The sequence below is a fragment of the Streptomyces sp. NPDC006872 genome, from assembly GCF_040635845.1.
In the GTDB taxonomy this organism is placed as follows: domain Bacteria; phylum Actinomycetota; class Actinomycetes; order Streptomycetales; family Streptomycetaceae; genus Streptomyces.
In genome coordinates this window covers 1-19,605 of record NZ_JBEYIL010000031.1, presented here as the reverse complement: position 1 = coordinate 19,605, position 19,605 = coordinate 1, and the positions used below count along the sequence as shown (strand labels likewise).

The following is a 19,605-nucleotide window of genomic DNA, read 5'->3' as shown; positions in this document are numbered from 1 at the left end:
GCACCGCGCATCGCGCGAGCCGCGGACGTCAACGGCGATCGATCCCCCGTGATCGACGCCGGACCAGGCGCGGCGCCCGGGAGCCTGACGGGAGAAACGCCCGCATGCTCGAGCCAACCGAATCCACAGAGTCCGTGACGGACTCCGAATCGAACAGCCCCAGCGACACCCTGCCGCCGCGTCGTCGGCGCAGGGCCGCTTCCCGACCGGCGGGTCCGCCGGTCGGCGCCGCCGACACCTCGGCCGAGATCACGGCGCCGGCCATACCGGCCGTCGAGTCCGCCGAGCAGTTGGCGGAGGAGGACGTCCTCGACGAGGACGTCAAGGCGGAGGAGGCGGCAGAGGTCGTCGAGGCCGCTCCTCGTACGCGCCGCCGGGCCACCCGGCGTGCCTCCGCGCCCGCCGGGGCTCCGGCCGCCGCCGAGGTCGCCGAGACCGTCGTGCCCGTGGCCGCCGCGGAGGTGAGCGCACCGGCCGTCGAGGAAGCCCCCGTGGAGGAGGCCGCCGCCGAGGACGCCGCTCCTCGCCGTGCCCGTCGCCGGGCCACGCGCCGCGTGACCACGCCCGCCGAGGTGGCTGCCGAGGCCGCCGCCGTCGAGTCCCAGCCCGAGGCTGCGGCCGAGGTGACCGAGGTCGCCGAAGAGGTCGTCGAGGCTGCTCCGCGTACGCGGCGTCGTGCCTCCCGCCGGGCCACCGCGCCCGCCGGCGCCCCGGAGGCGGAGACGCCCGCCGTCGCCGCCGAGGCCGAGGTTCCGGCTGTGACGGATGTGGCTACGGAGGAAGCGCCCGCCGAGGTCGCCGAAGCCGCTCCCCGTACCCGCCGTCGCGCCACGCGCCGCGTCTCTGCGCCCGCCGAGGCCGAGGTCGCCGAGACCACCGAGGTCGCCGCCGAGACCGCCCCCGTCGCCGCCGTCGAAGAGCCGAAGGCTCCCGAAGTTCCCGCCGCTCAGGCTGCTCAGGCCGACGAGGACGCCGGTTCGCGGCGTGGGCGTCGGCGTGTGGTCCGTCGGGCCGCCGGTGGCTTCTCCGCGCCCGAGCCCGTGAAGGGCAATGGCGAGGAGGACGCGCCGCGTCGTCCGGCGCGGCCCGCGGTCGCCGTGTTCCAGGCGCCCGTGTTCGCCGAGCCGCAGTTCCAGACCCCGCTGCGGGCCGCGGCCGAGGCGGCCGCCGCCGAGGCGGAGGCCACCGAGGTCGAGGAGCCCGAGGAGGCTCAGCCGGCTCAGGAGCTCACCGAGGAGCCGACCGGTTCGCGTCGCCGTCGTCGCCGCCGTGGCGCCGGTTTCGGCGAGGAGCCGGAGGCCGGCCGCACCGCCGTGCCCGTCGAGACCGCCGCCCCCGCCGTCGAGGACGAGGCGGAGAGCGAGTCGGAGGAGCCCGACGAGGTCGACGAGACCGACGAGGGTGACGACGAGACCGAGGAGACCGGCTCGCGTCGCCGTCGCCGCCGTGGCGGCCGTCGCCGTCGTCGTGGCGATGCCGCCGACGGCGAGGGGGAGTCCGGGGACGAAGCCGACGAGCTCGCCGCCGCGCAGGCCGTGGAGGACGCCGAGGACACCGCCGAGCAGGAGGACGAGGACGCGGAGGACGAGGACGCGGCCGGTGGCTCCACCGCCGGCAGCCGTCGCCGCCGTCGCCGTCGTCGTCGTGCCGGTGACTCCTCCGGCGAGGCCGAAGCGGTCGACGGAGACCCGGAGCGCACGGTCGTCAAGGTCCGTGAGCCGCGCAAGCCCTCCGAGCCGTCCGACGAGGTGCAGTCCATCAAGGGCTCGACCCGTCTCGAGGCGAAGAAGCAGCGCCGCCGGGAAGGCCGCGAGCAGGGCCGCCGCCGGGTGCCGATCATCACCGAGGCCGAGTTCCTGGCCCGCCGTGAGGCCGTCGAGCGGGTGATGGTCGTCCGCCAGAGCGGCGAGCGCACCCAGATCGGCGTCCTGGAAGACAACGTGCTCGTCGAGCACTACGTGAACAAGGAGCAGTCGACCTCCTACGTCGGCAACGTGTACCTGGGCAAGGTGCAGAACGTGCTGCCGTCGATGGAGGCCGCCTTCATCGACATCGGCAAGGGGCGCAACGCCGTCCTGTACGCCGGTGAGGTCAACTTCGAGGCGCTCGGCATGGCCAACGGGCCGCGTCGCATCGAGGCCGCTCTCAAGTCCGGTCAGTCGGTCCTCGTCCAGGTGACGAAGGACCCGATCGGGCACAAGGGCGCCCGACTGACCAGCCAGGTCTCCCTCCCGGGCCGCTACCTCGTGTACGTGCCCGAGGGCTCGATGACCGGCATCAGCCGCAAGCTGCCCGACACCGAGCGGGCCCGGCTGAAGACGATCCTCAAGAAGATCGTCCCCGAGGACGCGGGCGTCATCGTGCGCACCGCCGCCGAGGGCGCCAGCGAGGACGAGCTGCGCCGTGACGTCGAGCGGCTGCAGGGGCAGTGGGAGGACATCCAGAAGAAGGCGAAGAACGGCGGCAACGCCCCGACGCTGCTGTACGGCGAGCCGGACATGACCGTCCGGGTCGTGCGCGACATCTTCAACGAGGACTTCACCAAGGTCATCGTCAGTGGTGACGAGGCCTGGTCGACCATCCACGGGTATGTGTCGCACGTCGCGCCCGACCTGGCCGAGCGGCTGTCGAAGTGGACCTCCGAGGTCGACGTCTTCGCCACCTACCGGATCGACGAGCAGCTCGCCAAGGCGCTGGACCGCAAGGTCTGGCTGCCCAGCGGCGGTTCGCTGGTGATCGACCGGACCGAGGCGATGGTCGTCGTCGACGTCAACACCGGCAAGTTCACCGGTCAGGGCGGCAACCTCGAGGAGACGGTCACCAGGAACAACCTGGAGGCGGCCGAGGAGATCGTGCGTCAGCTGCGGCTGCGTGACCTCGGCGGCATCATCGTGATCGACTTCATCGACATGGTGCTGGAGTCCAACCGGGACCTGGTGCTGCGGCGCCTGCTGGAGTGCCTGGGCCGCGACCGCACGAAGCACCAGGTCGCCGAGGTGACCTCGCTGGGGCTCGTGCAGATGACCCGTAAGCGGGTCGGGCAGGGTCTGCTGGAGTCGTTCTCCGAGACCTGTGTGCACTGCAACGGGCGCGGTGTCATCGTCCACATGGAGCAGCCGACCGCGGTCGGCGGCGGTGGCAAGCGCAAGAAGCGCGGCCGCGGCGGTGACGTCCACGAGCACGAGCACGAGGCCGCTGTGGCCACCGAGGTCGCCGAGACCCTGGTGAGCGCCGAGGAGGAAGCGGAGAGCGAGGCCGAGGTCGCCGCCGAGGCGGCCGAGCCGATCGCGCTCCCGGCCCCCGACTATGCGCCCGACGAGGAGCTGTACAGCAGCATCGCCGAGGCGGAGGCCGCCGCCACGCGTGGCCGGGGCCGTCGTCGGGCGAGCCGCCGGGCGTCCGCTCCGGCGGGTGCGCCGCGCGGCGGTCAGTCGCGCAGGGCGGGCGGCTCCGAGTCGTTCGCCGCGGCGGAGCCCGCCGAGGCCGTCGAGGAAGTCGCCGAGCCGGTCGTGGCGGCGCCCGCCGCGCCGGAGGCCGTCGTCGAGTCGGTCGTCGCGCAGGCCGAGCCGGTCGCCGTGGAGGACCCGGTCGTCGAGGCGCCGGAGGCTCCGGTCGTCGACGAGGCCGCGCCCAAGGGGCGTACGCGCCGTCGTGCCACCCGCAAGGTGTCCGCGCCGGCCGGTTCGCCCGCGGGTGCGGAGGCCGCCGTGGTGACGGTCGCCGAGCCGGCTCCCGCGCAGGCTCCGGTCGTCGAGGCGCCGGCCGCCGAGGTCGCTCCGGTGGAGCAGCCCGAGGCCGAGCAGGTCGCCGAGCCCGTCGTCGAGAGCGCGGCCCCGGCCCGCCCGCGGCGCCGTGCCGTGCGCAAGGCCACCGCGCCGACCGCGTCCGAGGAGACGGCCGTCGTGGTCGTCCCGTCGGCCCCGGCGGAGGTCGCCGCCGAGGCAGAGGCCCCTGAGGCCGAGGCGCCCGTCGAGGAGGCCGAGGCGGAGGCGGCTCCGGCGAAGAAGACGGCCGCGCGCAAGACGGCGAAGAAGGCCACGGCGAAGAAGGCGGCGACCAAGAAGACGGTCGCGGCCAAGAAGACGGCCGCGAAGAAGACCGTCGCCAAGAAGACGACGGCGAAGAAGGCCGCGTCGAAGAAGACGGCGGCGGCGCAGCAGAGCGTGCCGTCCGTCACAGCAACCACAGAGGACTGATGTTCGTCTGAGCGAACGGCGGTGCGGGCATCCGGAACCATCGGATGCCCGCACCGCCGTCTCTCCGGGTGAGCGTCCATGCGCCGTGTCGCAGTGAGTTCACAGGGGAGTTACTCTGTGTCTCGCTGTGGTGCAGCCCACCCGTACGGTGGGTTTCGCTGTGGTAACCCTAGGGAAAATCGCCGTCCGCAGGCTGGTAACGTGCACCGTGGTCCCGGTGGCCAGAGACATGCACACCGTGACCACAGCCGATGAGCACATCCGGTCTTCACAACCGGACACGGCTGACTTCCCGCACGGAACCCTTTGGGGGGAGCGGGGTCCTGTATACAAACCGTCCGCCCGCACCGAGGCTCGGCGGACAACCAGGGATGCGGCCGTGCTGAGCATCGACACGGCCCCTTCCCGACGACGCATGACGTGGTGCGCCTTCGAGGTCGCCGTACGAGGAGGGGATGTCGATGACCGACGCCCATGAGTTCATACCGGCCGCCAAGCCTGTGATCTCCGAAGAGGAGATCGAGGCTGCCGTGCGCGTGCTGCGCAGCGGCATGGTCGTGCAGGGGCCCGAGGTGGCCGCGTTCGAGGAGGAGTTCTCGGAGCTGGTCGCCGGCCGCCACTGCGTCGCGGTCAACTCCGGCACCTCCGCGCTGCACCTTTCCCTCCTCGCCCTCGGCCTCGGCCCGGGCGACGAGGTCATCGTGCCGTCGTTCTCCTTCGCCGCCTCCGCCAACGCGGTGCGGCTGGTCGGCGCCGACGTCGTCTTCGCCGACATCGACCCGGAGACGTTCTGCCTGGACCCGGCCGCGGTCGAGGCGGCCCTGTCGCCGCGCACCGCCGCGATCATGCCGGTGCACCTGTACGGTCACCCGGCCGCCATGGACAAGATCATGGCGATCGCCGAGCAGCACGGGCTCGCCGTGATCGAGGACGCCTGCCAGGCCCACGCGGCCGCGCTGCACGGCACCCCGGTCGGCGCCTTCGGCGCCGCGGGCACGTTCAGCTTCTACCCGACGAAGAACATGCACAGCCTCGAGGGCGGCATGATCTCCACCGGGGACGCGGAGACCGCGCGGACCCTGCGCCTGCTGCGCAACCAGGGCATGGAGAAGCGCTACGCCAACGAGATCGTCGGCGCGAACGTGCGGATGACGGACGTGTCGGCGGCCATCGGCCGTGTGCAGCGCCGCAAGCTGGACGGCTGGACCGAGCAGCGCATCGCCAACGCCGCGTTCCTCACCGAGCACATCACGACGCCGAACGTGATCACGCCCAAGGTCGCCGACGGCGCCCGGCACATCTACCACCAGTACACGGTCCGCATCCAGGGCGACCGCGACGCCGCCATGGCCAAGCTGACCGAGGCCGGCATCGGCAACGCGGTGTACTACCCGACGCCCATCCACCGGCTGAAGCCGTACTGGGAGCCGGACCAGAAGGCGGGTCGCACCTGGGACCTGCCCGAGACGGACCGCGCGGCCTCCGAGGTCGTGTCGCTGCCCGTGCACCCGGCCCTGTCCACGCAGGACCTGGAGCGCATCGTCACCACCGTCAATGCTCTGGGGGAGCAGCTGTGAGTACCGGGAAGTCGCTGCGGGCGGGACTCGTCGGCCTCGGTTCCATGGGGCGTCACCACGCCCGTGTCCTGTCGGGTCTGGACGGCGTCGACCTCGTCGGCGTCGTCGACCCGATGGGCGACAAGTTCGGCGCCGCCCAGGGCGCGCCGATCCTGGACACCGTCGAGGAGCTCATCGCCCTCGGCGTGGACTACGCCGTCGTGGCCTGTCCCACCGCGCTGCACGAGCCGGTCGGCCTGGCGCTCGCCGAGGCCGGCGTGTGCGCGCTGGTCGAGAAGCCGCTCGCGGAGTCCGTCGAGGGCGCCCGCCGTCTCGTCGAGGCGTTCGAGTCGCGGGGGCTGGTGGCCGGCGTCGGTCACATCGAGCGGTGCAACCCGGCGCTGATGTCGCTGCGCGCGCGGCTGGAGGCCGGCGAGCTGGGAGACGTCTACCAGGTCGTCACCCGTCGTCAGGGTCCCTTCCCGCACCGCATCGCGGACGTCGGCGTGGTCAAGGACCTCGCCACGCACGACATCGACCTCACCGGCTGGGTGACCGGTCGGCAGTACGTGTCCATCGCCGCGCACACCGTCTCCAAGAGCGGACGTGAGCACGAGGACATGGTCTCCGCGGTGGGTCGGCTCGACGACGGCACCATGGTCAACCACCTGGTGAACTGGCTGAGCCCGCTGAAGGAGCGGTTCACCTCGGTCACCGGTGAGCGCGGCTGCTTCATCGCCGACACCCTCACCGCCGACCTCACGTTCCACTCCAACGCCGCGGTGACCACCGAGTGGGAGGCCCTGCAGGCCTTCCGCGGTGTCTCCGAGGGCGACATGATCCGGTACGCCATCCCGAAGCGCGAGCCGCTGCAGGTCGAGCACGAGCTCTTCCGCGACGCCGTGCTCGGCAAGGAAGCCGACATCTGCACCCTGCGCCAGGGCATGCGCACCGTCGAGGTGGCCGCTGCGCTCCTCGAATCGGCCATGACGAACACCAGCGTTACCCTTCCGGTGGAGGACCTGGCCGTCCATGGCAGCTGAGCATCACACATCGGGGGAACGGTGCGTGCTCGGTAGGACTCCTATGTTCTGTGAGACTTTCCCCGCAGGACCCAGCCGTCCCGGCTGGCGGAGACCAGGAGCCCGAGCATGAGTGCTGCGCCTGACGTCAGTGTCGTCGTCGCGGTCTACAACACGATGCCGTACCTGACGGAGTGCCTGAACTCCCTGGTCAATCAGACCATCGGACGTGAGCGCCTGGAGATCGTCGCTGTCGACGACGGCTCCACGGACGACAGCGGCCGCGAACTCGACCGGTTCGCGGCGCTGTACCCGGACACCGTCAAAGTGATCCACCAGCCGAATTCCGGCGGCCCGGCCGCGCCCAGCAACCGTGCGCTGGACGTGGCCACCGGCCGTTATGTGTACTTCATAGGCTCCGACGACTACCTCGGCGAGGAAGCCCTCGAGCGCATGGTGAAGTACGCCGACAAGCACGACTCGGACGTCGTGGTCGGCAAGATGGTCGGCACCAACGGCCGGTACGTGCACCAGGAGCTCTTCCAGCACGGCAACCGCGAAGTCGCCCTGGACGAGCCGGGGGTGCCCTACACCCTGGCCAACACCAAGCTGTTCCGCCGGGAGATGGTCGAGAAGCACCGGCTGCGTTTCCCGGAGCACATGGCCGTGGGCAGCGACCAGCCGTTCACCATCGAGGCCCTCGTACGGGCCCGCAAGATCTCCGTGGTCGCCAACTACACCTGCTACTACGCGGTCAAGCGCGGCGACAACAGCAACATCACCTACCGCGCCGACCACCTCTCCCGGCTCGAGTGCACCGCCGAGATGATGGGCTCCGCAGCCGCCCTCATCGAGGCCGGACCGCAGCGTGACGCCCTGCTGCGCAGGCACTTCACCTGGGAGCTGGCCAAGCTGGTCCAGGACGACTTCCCGGGTCTGGACCGCGAGCTCCAGCGGCGGATCTGCGCGGGCATCGCCGAGCTGGCCGACGCGTACTTCACCGACGGCATCCGGGACGCCATGGACGTCAAGCGCCGGGTGCGCATCGCGCTGGCCCAGGCCGGCGCGGTCGACGAACTGGTCGAGATGATCAGCTCGGAGGCGGAGAACGGGGTCATGTTCCTCGTCGAGGACGACCGCGCCTTCGCCCGCTACCCCGGCTTCCGCGACCCGCGACTCGGCCTGCCCGACCGCTTGTTCGAGGTGCTGCCCGGGGGCTCGGTCGCCGCCCAGCTCGCCCCGGGCACCCGGCTGCTCGCCTCCGACTGGGAGCAGGAGGGCGACGGCCTCACCTACACGGTGTCCGTGCGGGTGCCCGTCCTCGGCGGCCTCGACGGGGTCAGCCTGCGGCTCGCGAACGGCGCCATGCCCAAGTCGGCCGACAAGCCGGGCGCACGGAAGCTGAAGAGCGGCGCCAAGCTCCCGGAAACGGTCGGCGAGCAGGTGGTGAAGCCTGCCGAGGACGGCGCCTCCGGCGTGCTGCATGCCCGGATCCCGCTGGAGTACGTCACCGCCAAGCGCGGTGTGCGCCTGTATGTGACTCTCGTCGGCACGACGTACGAGATCCCCGTGCGCGGCACGGACCTGCCCATGCCGCTGGCCCGCCAGTGGGGGCGGGAGGGGGACCCCTACCGGGCGTCCGCCCTGGTCAACGACAAGGGCCGCGTGGTGATCGACACGGCCCAGATGCACCCGCCGAAGAGGGCACTGATCCTCCGGGCGCTGGCAGCTCCCCCCCGGAAGCTGAAGTCCCTGGCCGGCCGCGTGAGAGCGGTCGGCGTCAGAAAGTTGAAGTCCGCCGGTTTCAAGAAGCCGACCGGTTCCAAAAGGAAGTAGCGACCCTCCATGAACATCTGTGTAGTAGCACTCGGCAAGATCGGCCTGCCGCTGGCCGTGCAGTTCGCCTCCAAGGGCCACCGGGTCATCGGCGCGGACGTCAACGAGAAGGTCGTCGAGCTGGTCAACGCCGGCGTCGAGCCGTTCCCCGGCGAGCACGACCTCGACGTCAAGCTGAAGCAGGCCGTCGACGCCGGTCTGCTGAGCGCGACCACGGACACCGCCTCCGCGGTCGCCGAGTCCGAGGCCGTCGTCGTGGTCGTCCCGCTGTTCGTGGACGCCGAGGGCACCCCGGACTTCGGCTGGATGGACTCCGCGACGAAGGCGATCGCGCAGGGCCTCAAGCCCGGCACGCTGGTCTCCTACGAGACGACCCTCCCGGTCGGCACCACCCGCACCCGCTGGGCGCCGATGCTGGCCGAGGGCTCGGGCCTGACCGCGGGCGAGGACTTCCACCTGGTGTTCTCCCCGGAGCGCGTGCTGACCGGCCGGGTCTTCGCCGACCTGCGCCGCTACCCCAAGCTGGTCGGCGGCATCGACGAGGCGTCGGCGGCCCGTGGCGTGGAGTTCTACGAGCAGGTCCTCGACTTCGACGAGCGCGCCGACCTGCCGCAGGCCAACGGCGTCTGGGACCTGGGCACCGCCGAGGCCTCCGAGCTGGCCAAGCTGGCCGAGACGACCTACCGGGACGTCAACATCGGCCTGGCGAACCAGTTCGCGCGCTTCGCCGACCAGAACGACATCGACGTCAAGAAGGTCATCGAGGCCTGCAACTCGCAGCCCTTCAGCCACATCCACCAGCCGGGCATCGCCGTCGGCGGTCACTGCATCCCGATCTACCCGCGGATGTACCTGTGGAACGACCCGGCCGCGACCGTCGTGCGCTCCGCCCGTGAGGCGAACGCCGCGATGCCCGAGTACGCCGTCGACCTGCTGGCCGCCGCCTACGGCGACCTGACCGGCGTGGGCGTGCTGGTGCTGGGCGCCGCGTACCGCGGTGGCGTGAAGGAGACGGCCTTCTCGGGCGTCTTCCCGACCGTCGAGGCCCTCAAGGCGCGCGGCGCGGTCCCCTTCGTCTCGGACCCGATGTACACGGACGAGGAGCTCGCCGCCCACGGTCTCACCCCGCACGCCGGCGAGAAGGTCACCGCGGCGATCCTGCAGGCCGACCACGCGGAGTACCGCACCCTGACCCCGGCGGACCTGCCGGACGTCACCGTCCTGGTCGACGGTCGCCGCACGACGGACCCGGAGGCCTGGAAGGGCGTCCGTCGCGTCGTCATCGGCGGCTGAGCACGCGGCTGAGCACGCGATACAAGCCGACGGCTCCGGCCCCTGCCTCGTTTTGGACGAGGCCAGGGGCCGGAGCCGTTTCGCGGTGTCGCCGTCGCCTACTGCGTGCCCACGGGGGTCCGGGGCTCGGTCTGCCGGGGGCTGCTGACGGACGGGCCGACGCGGCGCAGCCGGCGTTCCGCCGGGTGCTCCACCCAGTGGTACGCAGCGCCCGCTGCGGCCAGGCTGGCCGCCAGCACGCCTGCCCAGAAGACGAGCGTCTCGGCGCCGGGGGCGGGTCTGCCCCAGTGGAAGACGGCCGCCCGGATCACGATCTCGTGGATCAGGTACCAGGCGAACGACCAGTGCCCCAGCCTGATCATCCAGGCCCCGCCGAGACCGGTGCGCCTGCCGTCGAGGTCGGCGCGGGCGGCGGCGCAGATCAGGGCCGCGAAGATCGGTGCGGACAGCCACTGTGACGCGGTGTAGGGGCTGTACCAGAGGGCGTCCGGCACCGCGTGCGACCAGGGGATCAGGGCCAGATGCCAGCCGATGACGAGCCCGGCGGCCGCCCACAGCGGAACGGGAGGCCGCCAGCCGCGCTTGAGCGCCAGCCCGGCCACCACGCCCAGCACGAACTGCAGGGAGCGGGTCAGCGGCAGGTAGTCCAGCGCCCAGCTGCGGGTGGTGGGCGAGAACCCGGACAGGGCGGGCCACAGCACGAGCGCGGCGCAGGTGACGGCGACCGCGGTCCAGACCCAGACCCGGGCACGGCGCCCGGCGAGCAGGGCCAGCAGCGCGGGGAAGACGAGGTAGAACCAGGCTTCGTCGCTGAGCGACCAGGCCGCCGGGTTGCCTCCCGTGAACATCACCGGCTGCGGGAACCAGGCGTGCACCGCCAGCAGCGTCGCGGCGACCGCCTTGAGCGACACGGCCCGGTCCATGACGTGCCACACGGCGACCGAGAGGCCGACGCTGACCGCGAGCAGGGGCCAGATGCGGGCGAAGCGCCGCCACAGGAAGACCTTGACGGGGACCCGGGCGCCGTCGTACGTCCAGGCGAGGACGACACCCGAGAGAACGAAGAAGAACGTCACACCACTACGGCCGTACCAGACCGTCTCGCTGAGGTACGGGACGGTGCCGACCTGGCGGGAAAGGTGGTACAGGACGACCAGCAGAGCCGCCCAGAAACGGAGCCCGGTCAGCGACGGAAGCCGGTCGCGACCAGGCCCGGGTATCGAGGTCAAGGAGAGTCCTTCGGCTTCAGGGCAGCAGGACGCGGTCGAACTCCTCGCGTACGACCGGCCAGTCCCATGCTGCCAGAGCGTGTGCGGATGCCGCCTGTCCGGCCTGCCGCCAGCTCTCGGGGGTCGCCGTGACCTTCAGGATCCGCTCGGCGGCCTCCTGCGGGGTGGTGACGACCCAGTCGGCGGGGAACAGGGTGCGGGCGCCGTTGGCCTTGCCCGCGAAGAACGGCCAGTCGCGGCCCACCGGCACGGCCCCGCTCGCGGCGCCCTCGACGAACCCGCAGTGGAAGCTCTCCCGCACGGAGGAGCTCAGGATGACGCCGACGTCGGTCAACGCGGCGGGGACGTCGTCCAGTTGGCCGAGCCTGCGGACGGCGCCCAAGGGCTCGAGCTCGGCCAGGTCCTGGCGGTAGAGCCGGGCGTAGGCGCGGGCGGCGGCGCTGAGCTTCGCGTCCACGTCCTCGCCGATCAGCAGGAGGCGGTAGCGGGGGTCCTCGGCGCGCAGGATGCGCAGGACCTCGATGGCCCAGCGGGGATCCTTGGCCACCGACGAGATGCCCGTCACGCCGAGGGTGAAGCGCGCCTCGTCCGTCTTGGGGCGGGCCTGGGCGGCCAGGTCCATGGCGTTGGCGATGACGTGCAGCCGGGGGACCGGCCGGTCCTGCCCGGCCGCGAGCTGCGGCACGACCGCGACGGTCAGGTCGCGCAGATGGGCGCCGACGAAGATCAGGTCGTCGACGCGGGAGAAGTCGACCAGGAACGGCCACGGGCTGAAGGTCTCGGCGCTGTGCAGGCGCACGACGATCCGGGTGTCCCCGGGGTCGACAGAGGTCAGCAGCGCGGCCGGTCCGACGCACCAGTCGACGAACGCGGTGTCCGCCCAGTCCAGGTGCGGACGCAGCAGTTCCTCGGCCCGTCGGCCGAACTCCGGCTCCTCGCCGAGGCGGTGGGCCGCGATACGGGTGAGGGAGCCGGCCAGCTCGTCGAGGTCCGGCTCGTCCTTCAGGTCCAGCGAGCGCACCTCGACGTCGGGGTGGGCCCGGTAGTGGTCGTGGATCTCGCGGAGGAAGTTCGCGTTGCCCCAGGTGACGAACAGCAGGCGCAGCGGCCGGTCGGTCGGCGGGGCGGCGGCCTCGGTGGCCCGGCCCGCTCCCTCGGTCAGCGCCCGGACGGCCGAGCTGGCGTGCAGCTGGGCCAGGTAGGCGCCGGGGTCCTTGGCGAGCGGGGAGGAGGTCCGGTCGAAGTGCAGCACCCGGTGGAAGGAGAGCTGGAGCGCGCGGACCGCGGAGGCGGCGGCTGTCGTGGCGTCGCCGTCGGCCAACTGGGCGTCGGCGTAGGAGAGTTCGGCGGAGACCGCGGCGGTCAGGGCACGCGGGGTCCGGCCGCGCGCCAGTTCGAGCCGGGCCGCGTCGCCGAGCAGGTCGGCCCGGTGGCGCGCGTTGCTCGTGCGGCTGGCGGCGGAGCTGAGGGTGAGTACCGCGCCCTCGGGCCGGTTGGCCTTGTCCAGGCCCTCACGCACGCGCTGGGCGATACGGAAGCGCAACGAGTCGGACAGGCCTGGAGCCGACACCACGAACCGCCAGGCGCGCGCACCCGCGCCGGTCCGCAGCACGTTCGGGTGAAGTGCGCGTCGGGCCACCGCTCCGGGCAGCCGCAGAACCCCCCGTTTGACGTTCGTCATGCCCGCGGGCTCCCGGCGAGCGCGGGGCGGACGGCGTCGCTCAACTGCTCGGCCGCGGGGGCCATCAGCAGGCCGCGGGTGAACCGCGCGGCGTGGGCGCGTGCTTCGGCCCGCTGCTCGGCGGTCGTCTCGACGGCCATCCGGGCCGCCTTGACGAACGAGTCCGCGATGCCCTCCACGTCGAGGCCGCAGGCCCCGGTCCACAGGGGGTGCCCGGCGAGCACGGCGGAGGCGTCGTGGTCCACCTCGTGGGCGGAGACCACCGGCAGCCCCGAGGCCATGAACTCGTACACCTTGCCCGAGGTGACGAAGCGGCCGCCGACGAGCATCAGGACCAGCGCGTCCCAGCGGCCGTAGGTCGGTCCGACCTCCGCCTTGGGCACCGGGCCGCCGAAGAGCACGCCGTCGGGCTCGGCCTGCCGGATGAGGGTCATATGGGCGTTGGCCTCACGGCTGGCGCCCGCGCCGATGTGCCCGCGGATCTCGAACCGGGACCTGGCCACCAGGGGGTCGCGTTCCCGTGCCGCCCGCCAGCCGTCCAGGACGGTGGCGAGGAACGCGGGCTTGAAGTTCACCGAGCCCAGGTAGCCGAAGGTCAGGCCCTTCTCCGGGTCCGGCCGGCCGTGCACCTCGGGGACGCTGTCCGGGTCGAACCCGTTGCGCACCACGTGCACCCGCTCGGCGAGCTGCGGGTAGCGCTCCCGGTAGAAGTCCGCGATCGGGTCGTTGACGCACCAGATGGCGACGGCCTGCGACAGGACGCGCGTCTCCCACTCACCGGACTCGGAGTCGTGGGTGAACGCCTCGCCGCCGCCGATGACGTCGACCGACCAGCCGTCCCGGAAGTCGATCGCGTAGGGGACCTTGTGCGTCTCCCACAGCTTCCAGGCGGCCGCCAGGTTGACGTACGGCGCGCAGCTCGCCAGCAGCAGGTCGGCGGGGAACTCCTCGTGGATGTCCACGACGCCCTGCTCCAGGGCCGCCCGCCAGCCGCCGAACACCGGCTCGGGGAAGTGCTCGAGGTGCCGGTCGCGCTCCCGCTGCATCCAGCGGATCGGGTTCAGCGCCCGGTCCTCGGTGAACAGCCGGATGTCGGTCTCCAGGTCCTCGCGGGCCAGCGGGAGCTCGACGATCCGCACCCGCGGGTCCACCGGGTCGGAGAGGGTGTGGTCGAGCCCGTACTCGCGCTCCCAGGACTCCTCCGCGATGGTGAGCACGGTCACGTCCCAGCCGAGCTCGACGAACTTGTTCGCCGTCTCGCGCATCCGGTACGCACAGCTCTTGGCCGCGGGCGGGAAGCCGATGGCCAGGTAGATCATGTGCGGACGGACTCCGTCGGGGCGTGGGCCCGTCGTCCTGGTGCGCTTGATCACGTTTCGCAAGGGGTGCTCCGAGAGACTGATGGAACGGTGACGAGTACGGGCGCTCGGTCAGGCTTCGATGATGGCCTGGACGGCGCGCACGGCGGCGTTCCCGTCACCGTACGGCGTGCCGCGCGGGGTCTCGGGCGCCGGGCGCGTGGCGAGCTCGGTGAAGCCGGGGGTCTCGTGCGGGTCCGGCACGAGGTGGTTCCAGCCGTCCTCGAGGGTCTCGACCCACTCCGTCTCCGGGCGGACGGTGGTGCAGGCGCGGCCCAGCAGGAAGGCCTCCTTCTGCAGGCCGCCGGAGTCGGTGACCACACCGGCGGAGCCGAGGACGGCGCCCACCAGCCCGGCGTAGGGAAGGGGACGGCCGACGTGCACCGCGCCCTGGTTCAGCTTGATGCCGTGCTGCTCGGCACGGGCCACCAGACGCGGGTGGGCCAGCAGCGCCACCGGCACGGGCAGGGCGGCCAGCGCGCCGATGATGGCGGCGAGCCGCTCGGGGTCGTCGGTGTTGTCCGGACGGTGCAGCGTGGACACCAGGTAGGGGGCGTCGGCGTCGATGCCCTCGGGCAGCGCCGGGCGGGGGTGCTCACCGGCGAGCACGGCGTCGCGGATGCGCAGGCACACGTCGACCATGACGTCGCCGACGAGCGTGGAGCGGTGGCTCAGGCCCTCGTTGGCGAGGTGGCGCATGGCCTCCTCGGTCGGGGCGAGGAGCAGGTCGGCGGCGTGGTCGGTGAGGACCCGGTTGTGCTCCTCGGGCATGCGCCGGTTGAAGGAGCGCAGACCGGCCTCGAGGTGGGCGACGCGGTAGTGCAGCTTCACCGCGGACAGCGCGCCGGCGACGGTCGAGTTCGTGTCGCCGTATACGAGCACCCAGTCGGGCTTCTCCGTCTCCAGCACCTTGTCCATGGCGGCGAGGACCGCGCCCGTCTGCTCTCCGTGACCGCCGGAGCCGACGCCGAGGTGCACATCGGGGTCGGGGATGCCGAGGCCCGAGAAGAAGACGTCGGAGAGGTCCGCGTCGTAGTGCTGGCCGGTGTGCACGATGACGTGCTCGTGAGGGGTGTCGGCGAATGCAGCCGCGATCGGGGCGAGCTTGACCAACTGGGGGCGTGCGCCCACGACACTGATGACCTTCACGTGCGCTGCTCCTGCCAAATAAACGTATGGACGGCCGAACCCAGATCATACGGGCGTGGCGGGGAGCGACGTCGCGCCCTGGCGACGGCCCGGCGACGACCCGGCAACGGCCGTGCAACGGCGGGGCACGGGCCGTTGGGCGGCTCTTCGCTGAAGGTATGCTGTGTTGCGCTGGGTTATCGGGTTTGTAGCCGTGCCGTTAGCGCCCAAGTGCACTGCACGAGACGCCCGCTTTGGACGGAACTGGTGTGCGAGCTCGAACATCCTTGCGGGCTCCTGCAACGTGCCAGAAGCTTCAGATTTCAGGAAAGGCACACATACATGGAGCTCGACAGCACCGACGGGCAGAGAAGGCCCAAGGCCTCCCGAGGCCGAATTGTGATGCTGGTCGACAACGGTGTCCGAAATGACTCGCGTGTCCAGAAGTCGGCTCGATCTGCCGCCGAAGCCGGGTGGGAGGTCGTTCTTTTCGGAATCTCGCCCGCTCCCGAGATCCAGACCTGGAACATCGGCGACGCCGAGGTCCGTCTGGTGCCCAAGCCGGGTCCGCTCGGTCCCAGCCGTCAGGACAGGCACGGGCTGCGCTGGCGCAGCCCGTTCGCGTATCGCACGCCCCAGATCGCCAGTTACCGCAAGCAGCAGGTGAAGGCCTGGCGCGCGGACCTCCGCTTCCGCGCCGCCGCGGCCAAGGCCGACGGCCCCGGCAAGCCCAGCGCCAGCGGCGCGGCCGCCCGGCTGATCGTGCCCAAGGCCGCCGCGAAGATCACGGGCAAGTGGGTCTCGCTGCGCTCGCGCATGACCGGCCGCGCCAAGCGGAAGCGGTCCAAGTTCAACACGCCGCTCGACCATCTGCAGATCAAGTTCTGGCAGATCACCATGGGCCGGCGTGCCTGGCGTCGACTGCTGCCGTACCTGTGGGACTTCGAGCTGGCCTTCGGCCCGCACATCGACGAGCTCAAGCCCGACCTGATCCACGCGCACGACTTCCGCATGCTGGGCGTGGCGGCCCGTGCCGCCGTCCGACTGCGGGCCGAGGGACACCCGGTCAAGCTGGTCTGGGACGCGCACGAGTTCGTCCCCGGCCTGCACTCCCACCAGGACCGCTGGATCCCCGGTCACGTGGCGTGGGAGAAGGAGCACGCGGTGTTCGCCGACGCGGCGATCACCGTCTCGCCCTCGCTCGCCGAGCTGCTCGTCAAGGGCCACAAGCTGACGGAGACGCCCTACGTCGTCCTGAACGCCCCGGTGATGCACCCGGCCGCCGACGAGGTCGCCGACGTGGACCCGGTCCCCGACCTGCGCGAACTGTGCGGCGTCGACGCGGACACCCCGCTGCTGGCGTACTGCGGCGGCATCAACCCGGTGCGCGGCGTCGAGACCATCATCGAGGGCCTCACGCACATGCCGGACGTGCACGTCGCGCTGGTCTCCCTGCCGCCGTCGGGCAAGCACTTCCCCGCCACGAAGAAGATCATCGAGCTGATCGAGGAGCTGGGCGTCGGCGACCGTGCCCACATCCTGCCGTTCGTGCCGCACTGGCAGGTGCCCGAGTTCCTGTCCACGGCGGACGCCGCGGTCAGCCCGCTGCACCACCTGCCCAACCACGAGCTGGCCCTGAGCAACAAGTTCTTCGAGTACTCCCAGGCCAGGCTGCCGCTGGTGGTCAGCGACATCCGCACCATGGCGGAGATGGTCGAGAAGACCGGCCAGGGCGAGATCTTCAAGGCGCAGGACACCGAGGACTACGTACGCGCCGTCAAGGCCGTCCTCGCCAACCCGGCGCAGTACCGGGCGGCCTACGACGACCCGGGGCTGCTGGAGAAGTGGACCTGGGAGGCCCAGGCCGTGGTCCTGGACCAGATCTACAGCCGGCTGCTGCCCGGCAACGGGAAGGCCGTGTAGCGGGACGGCTGTGACCTACGGCGTCGGTCCGGCCGACGCAGGGACGGAAACGTCTCTTCGCCGGACCGACGCCCACAGCATGTCCCCGGCACGGAACGCAGAACAGGTGGAGGACCTCCTCACATGACCCACGTACTCCTGATCGCCGGCACGGCGCCGACGCTCTCGATGCTGAAAGCCGCCGTCGACCAGTTCCGGGCCGCGGGAGCGACCGTTCAGCTGGCCGGCTACTTCGAACGCGAAGCGGTGGACGGCGTGCTCGACGCCGCCGACGTGTGCTCGCTGCCCGAAGCGGCCACCGAGCGGAGCGTCGTCTTCGGCAAGCGCGTCGCGAAGCTGCCGCCCGCCCGCAGGACCTGGGCAGGCACGGAACGCAACCGGTGGGTCCTCCGTCACGCACGCCGCGCGCAGGTCCTCGTCGCCCTGGACGCGCACGCCGTCTACACCGTCTGGCGGCTCGCCGAGCGCAACCGGCGCGCCGACGCGGTCTTCGGCGTCGCGCCCGGCCTGCGGGCCCTCCAGGCGCGCGGTGAGCGCCCGATGCACTACGCGCTGCGGGACGCCGTCCGTACCGTCCCGTCCCCGGCCGTCACCCTGCGCTCCACCAAGCGCGGCGTGCGGCACAGCGCGGGCGCCGTGCTGCGCCGGGCGTCGTCGCCCGCCGTGATGCGCACCGCGATCGGCGCCAAGGCCTGGCGGACCGCGGTCATGGCGCCCCGGGTGCCGGACGCGATGCGCGCGAAGCTGGCCCGCCGGGTGAGCCTGAGCATGACCAAGGGCGGCCGGAAGACGGGCGCCACGCTGGTGCTGAACCAGGCCGCCGACCGGATCGGCAACCGCAAGCTCAGCGCGGCCCTGCTGGCCGACGCGGCCCGCGCCGACCTGGCCCGCGCGCACGACAACCCGAAGCTCCGCAACAAGGCCATCGAGGCCGCGCTGACCCTCGCGGACCAGCGGTACAAGAAGAAGGACCTCGGGGCCGCGGCCGACCAGCTCTCCACGGCGTTCGGCCTCGCCTTCAACCGGAGTCTGCACTTCGACGGCGTGTCCTCGCCGATGGCCGACGACCCCGACTCCTACCTCGCCGCCTTCCGCAAGAGCGCCGCGTTCCAGGCGCTCTCCGCACCGCGCGGCCGCGCGCTGCCGGCCGCGCCGGCGCCGACCGACCGCCCGCTGCGCCTGCTGGTCACGACATATGCCAACGCCGCCTTCCTGAAGGCGATCCGGGACCGCTACGAGAACCACCCCGACGTCGAGATCCGCTTTCTCGACGTCAACGAGGACGACACGCTGCGTCCGCTGGTCCGCGGCATCAAGCGGATCATGGAGCACGCGCTGGGCGGCCAGCCGGCGTTCCAGGCCAAGCTGGAGGAGGCCCTGCGGCCCCACCTGGACTGGGCCGACACCGTCTTCGTCGACTGGTGCACCAACGCGGCCGGGATATTCACCGCCGTCGACCCCGGCACCACGCGCATGGTCATCAGGCTGCACAGCTACGAGGCCTTCGCGTTCTGGCCGCACGTCGTGGACTTCACGCGGGTCGACGATCTGATACTCGTCAGCGACCACCTGCGCGAGGTGGTCGAGAAGGTCCTGCCGCAGCTGGCCGGACCGGACACCGCCACGACCCACGTCGTCGCCAACGCCATGGACCTGGTGCCCTTCGAGCGGGCGAAGACCGGGCCCGACGCCCGCTTCAACCTGGGCCTGGTCGGCGTCAGCGCCGTGGCCAAGGACCCGCGCTGGGCGGTGCAGGTGCTGCGGCTGCTGCGTGAGAAGGACGAGCGCTACCGCCTGGTGATCATCGGCGAGGGCCTGCCCCGCAAGGCGGGCGCCGCGGTCCGCGCCTACGACGACCTCCTCCAGGCCGACCTGGCGGAGCTCGAGGCGGCCGGCGCCGTGCACCTGGTGGGCCAGACGGACGACGTGCCGGCGGCGCTCACCGAGGTCGGCGTCATCCTCAGCAGCTCGGTCCGCGAGAGCTTCCACTGCGGACTGGTGGAGGGCACGGTCAGCGGCGCCCTCCCGGTCGTCCGCGACTGGCCGTTCTTCGCCTCGCTGAAGAACGGACCGCGCACGCTCTTCCCGACCGACTGGGTCGTCTCGACGCCGGAGGAGGCCGCGGAGCGGATCCTGAAGCTCACGGTCACCGAGGAGAACTGGCACGCGGCGACGGAGCCCGCGGCGAAGCACGCGCTGACGATGTGGGACTGGTCGGTGGTGAGCCGGGAGTTCGACCGGCTGCTGCTGGGCGAGAAGGCGTAGTACGCCGCACAGAACGCCGAAAAGGGGGTCGGCCGCGTCCTGTTGGACGCGGCCGAGGCCTGGCCGGCCGACAGGACGGGCAGGGTCAGGGCGAGCGCGGCGGTGCCGCACAGGGCGC

At 71.9% G+C, this 19,605-nt stretch carries 11 protein-coding genes; 7 read left to right on the top strand and 4 right to left on the bottom strand.

Annotation, left to right across the window (positions count from 1 at the left end):
- Nucleotides 1–104 precede the first annotated feature (104 nt).
- From ABZ725_RS49225 to ABZ725_RS49205, 5 genes are all read left to right on the top strand, one after another.
- Nucleotides 105–4,196, top strand: a complete 4,092-nt coding sequence (locus tag ABZ725_RS49225) for an Rne/Rng family ribonuclease (protein ID WP_358808910.1) — start codon at nt 105–107, stop codon at nt 4,194–4,196.
- A gap of 461 nt (nt 4,197–4,657) precedes the next feature.
- Complete coding sequence (locus ABZ725_RS49220) at nt 4,658–5,773, top strand: DegT/DnrJ/EryC1/StrS family aminotransferase (RefSeq protein WP_358808909.1); 1,116 nt, start codon at nt 4,658–4,660, stop codon at nt 5,771–5,773.
- Complete coding sequence (locus tag ABZ725_RS49215; protein WP_358808908.1) at nt 5,770–6,795, top strand: Gfo/Idh/MocA family oxidoreductase; 1,026 nt, start codon at nt 5,770–5,772, stop codon at nt 6,793–6,795. The genes ABZ725_RS49220 and ABZ725_RS49215 overlap by 4 nt, the downstream gene beginning before the upstream one ends.
- Before the next feature lie 108 nt (nt 6,796–6,903).
- Nucleotides 6,904–8,610 (top strand): glycosyltransferase family 2 protein, encoded by a 1,707-nt coding sequence (locus tag ABZ725_RS49210; protein ID WP_358808907.1) that lies wholly within the window; start codon nt 6,904–6,906, stop codon nt 8,608–8,610.
- A 9-nt stretch (nt 8,611–8,619) separates the two neighbouring features.
- A complete protein-coding gene (locus ABZ725_RS49205; RefSeq protein ID WP_351916937.1) occupies nt 8,620–9,903 on the top strand; it encodes a nucleotide sugar dehydrogenase in 1,284 nt (427 codons plus the stop codon).
- Nucleotides 9,904–10,001: 98 nt separating this feature from the next.
- On the opposite strand, the gene ABZ725_RS49200 is transcribed toward ABZ725_RS49205, so the two are convergent.
- The 4 genes from ABZ725_RS49200 to wecB all read right to left on the bottom strand — a co-directional run bounded on the left by ABZ725_RS49200 (nt 10,002) and on the right by wecB (nt 15,320).
- Nucleotides 10,002–11,132 carry an acyltransferase gene (locus tag ABZ725_RS49200; protein ID WP_358808906.1) on the bottom strand — a complete coding sequence of 377 codons (1,131 nt, stop codon included), beginning with the start codon at nt 11,130–11,132 and terminating at the stop codon, nt 10,002–10,004.
- A gap of 16 nt (nt 11,133–11,148) precedes the next feature.
- Nucleotides 11,149–12,813 (bottom strand): glycosyltransferase, encoded by a 1,665-nt coding sequence (locus tag ABZ725_RS49195; RefSeq protein WP_358808905.1) that lies wholly within the window; start codon nt 12,811–12,813, stop codon nt 11,149–11,151.
- Nucleotides 12,810–14,132 (bottom strand): glycosyltransferase, encoded by a 1,323-nt coding sequence (locus ABZ725_RS49190; RefSeq protein WP_351916942.1) that lies wholly within the window; start codon nt 14,130–14,132, stop codon nt 12,810–12,812. Before ABZ725_RS49190 ends, ABZ725_RS49195 begins: the two co-directional genes overlap by 4 nt.
- Before the next feature lie 111 nt (nt 14,133–14,243).
- Nucleotides 14,244–15,320 carry a UDP-N-acetylglucosamine 2-epimerase (non-hydrolyzing) gene (gene wecB / locus ABZ725_RS49185; protein ID WP_351916944.1) on the bottom strand — a complete coding sequence of 359 codons (1,077 nt, stop codon included), beginning with the start codon at nt 15,318–15,320 and terminating at the stop codon, nt 14,244–14,246.
- A 321-nt stretch (nt 15,321–15,641) separates the two neighbouring features.
- Between wecB and ABZ725_RS49180 the strand changes: the two genes are divergently transcribed.
- Together ABZ725_RS49180 and ABZ725_RS49175 are read left to right on the top strand one after the other, a co-directional pair.
- Nucleotides 15,642–17,222 (top strand): glycosyltransferase family 4 protein, encoded by a 1,581-nt coding sequence (locus ABZ725_RS49180; RefSeq protein WP_358808904.1) that lies wholly within the window; start codon nt 15,642–15,644, stop codon nt 17,220–17,222.
- Between the two features lie 123 nt (nt 17,223–17,345).
- Nucleotides 17,346–19,487, top strand: a complete 2,142-nt coding sequence (locus ABZ725_RS49175) for a glycosyltransferase (protein WP_358808903.1) — start codon at nt 17,346–17,348, stop codon at nt 19,485–19,487.
- The last annotated feature ends 118 nt before the right edge of the window (nt 19,488–19,605 follow it).

What these genes read in the sequence shown, in the direction of transcription:
- ABZ725_RS49225 (WP_358808910.1), top strand. Translation starts at nt 105, where the DNA reads ATGCTCGAGCCAACCGAATCCACAGAGTCCGTGACGGACTCCGAATCG.
- ABZ725_RS49220 (WP_358808909.1), top strand. Translation starts at nt 4,658, where the DNA reads ATGACCGACGCCCATGAGTTCATACCGGCCGCCAAGCCTGTGATCTCC.
- ABZ725_RS49210 (WP_358808907.1), top strand. Translation starts at nt 6,904, where the DNA reads ATGAGTGCTGCGCCTGACGTCAGTGTCGTCGTCGCGGTCTACAACACG.
- ABZ725_RS49205 (WP_351916937.1), top strand. Translation starts at nt 8,620, where the DNA reads ATGAACATCTGTGTAGTAGCACTCGGCAAGATCGGCCTGCCGCTGGCC.
- ABZ725_RS49195 (WP_358808905.1), bottom strand. Translation starts at nt 12,813, where the DNA reads ATGACGAACGTCAAACGGGGGGTTCTGCGGCTGCCCGGAGCGGTGGCC.
- ABZ725_RS49190 (WP_351916942.1), bottom strand. Translation starts at nt 14,132, where the DNA reads ATGATCTACCTGGCCATCGGCTTCCCGCCCGCGGCCAAGAGCTGTGCG.
- ABZ725_RS49180 (WP_358808904.1), top strand. Translation starts at nt 15,642, where the DNA reads ATGGAGCTCGACAGCACCGACGGGCAGAGAAGGCCCAAGGCCTCCCGA.
- ABZ725_RS49175 (WP_358808903.1), top strand. Translation starts at nt 17,346, where the DNA reads ATGACCCACGTACTCCTGATCGCCGGCACGGCGCCGACGCTCTCGATG.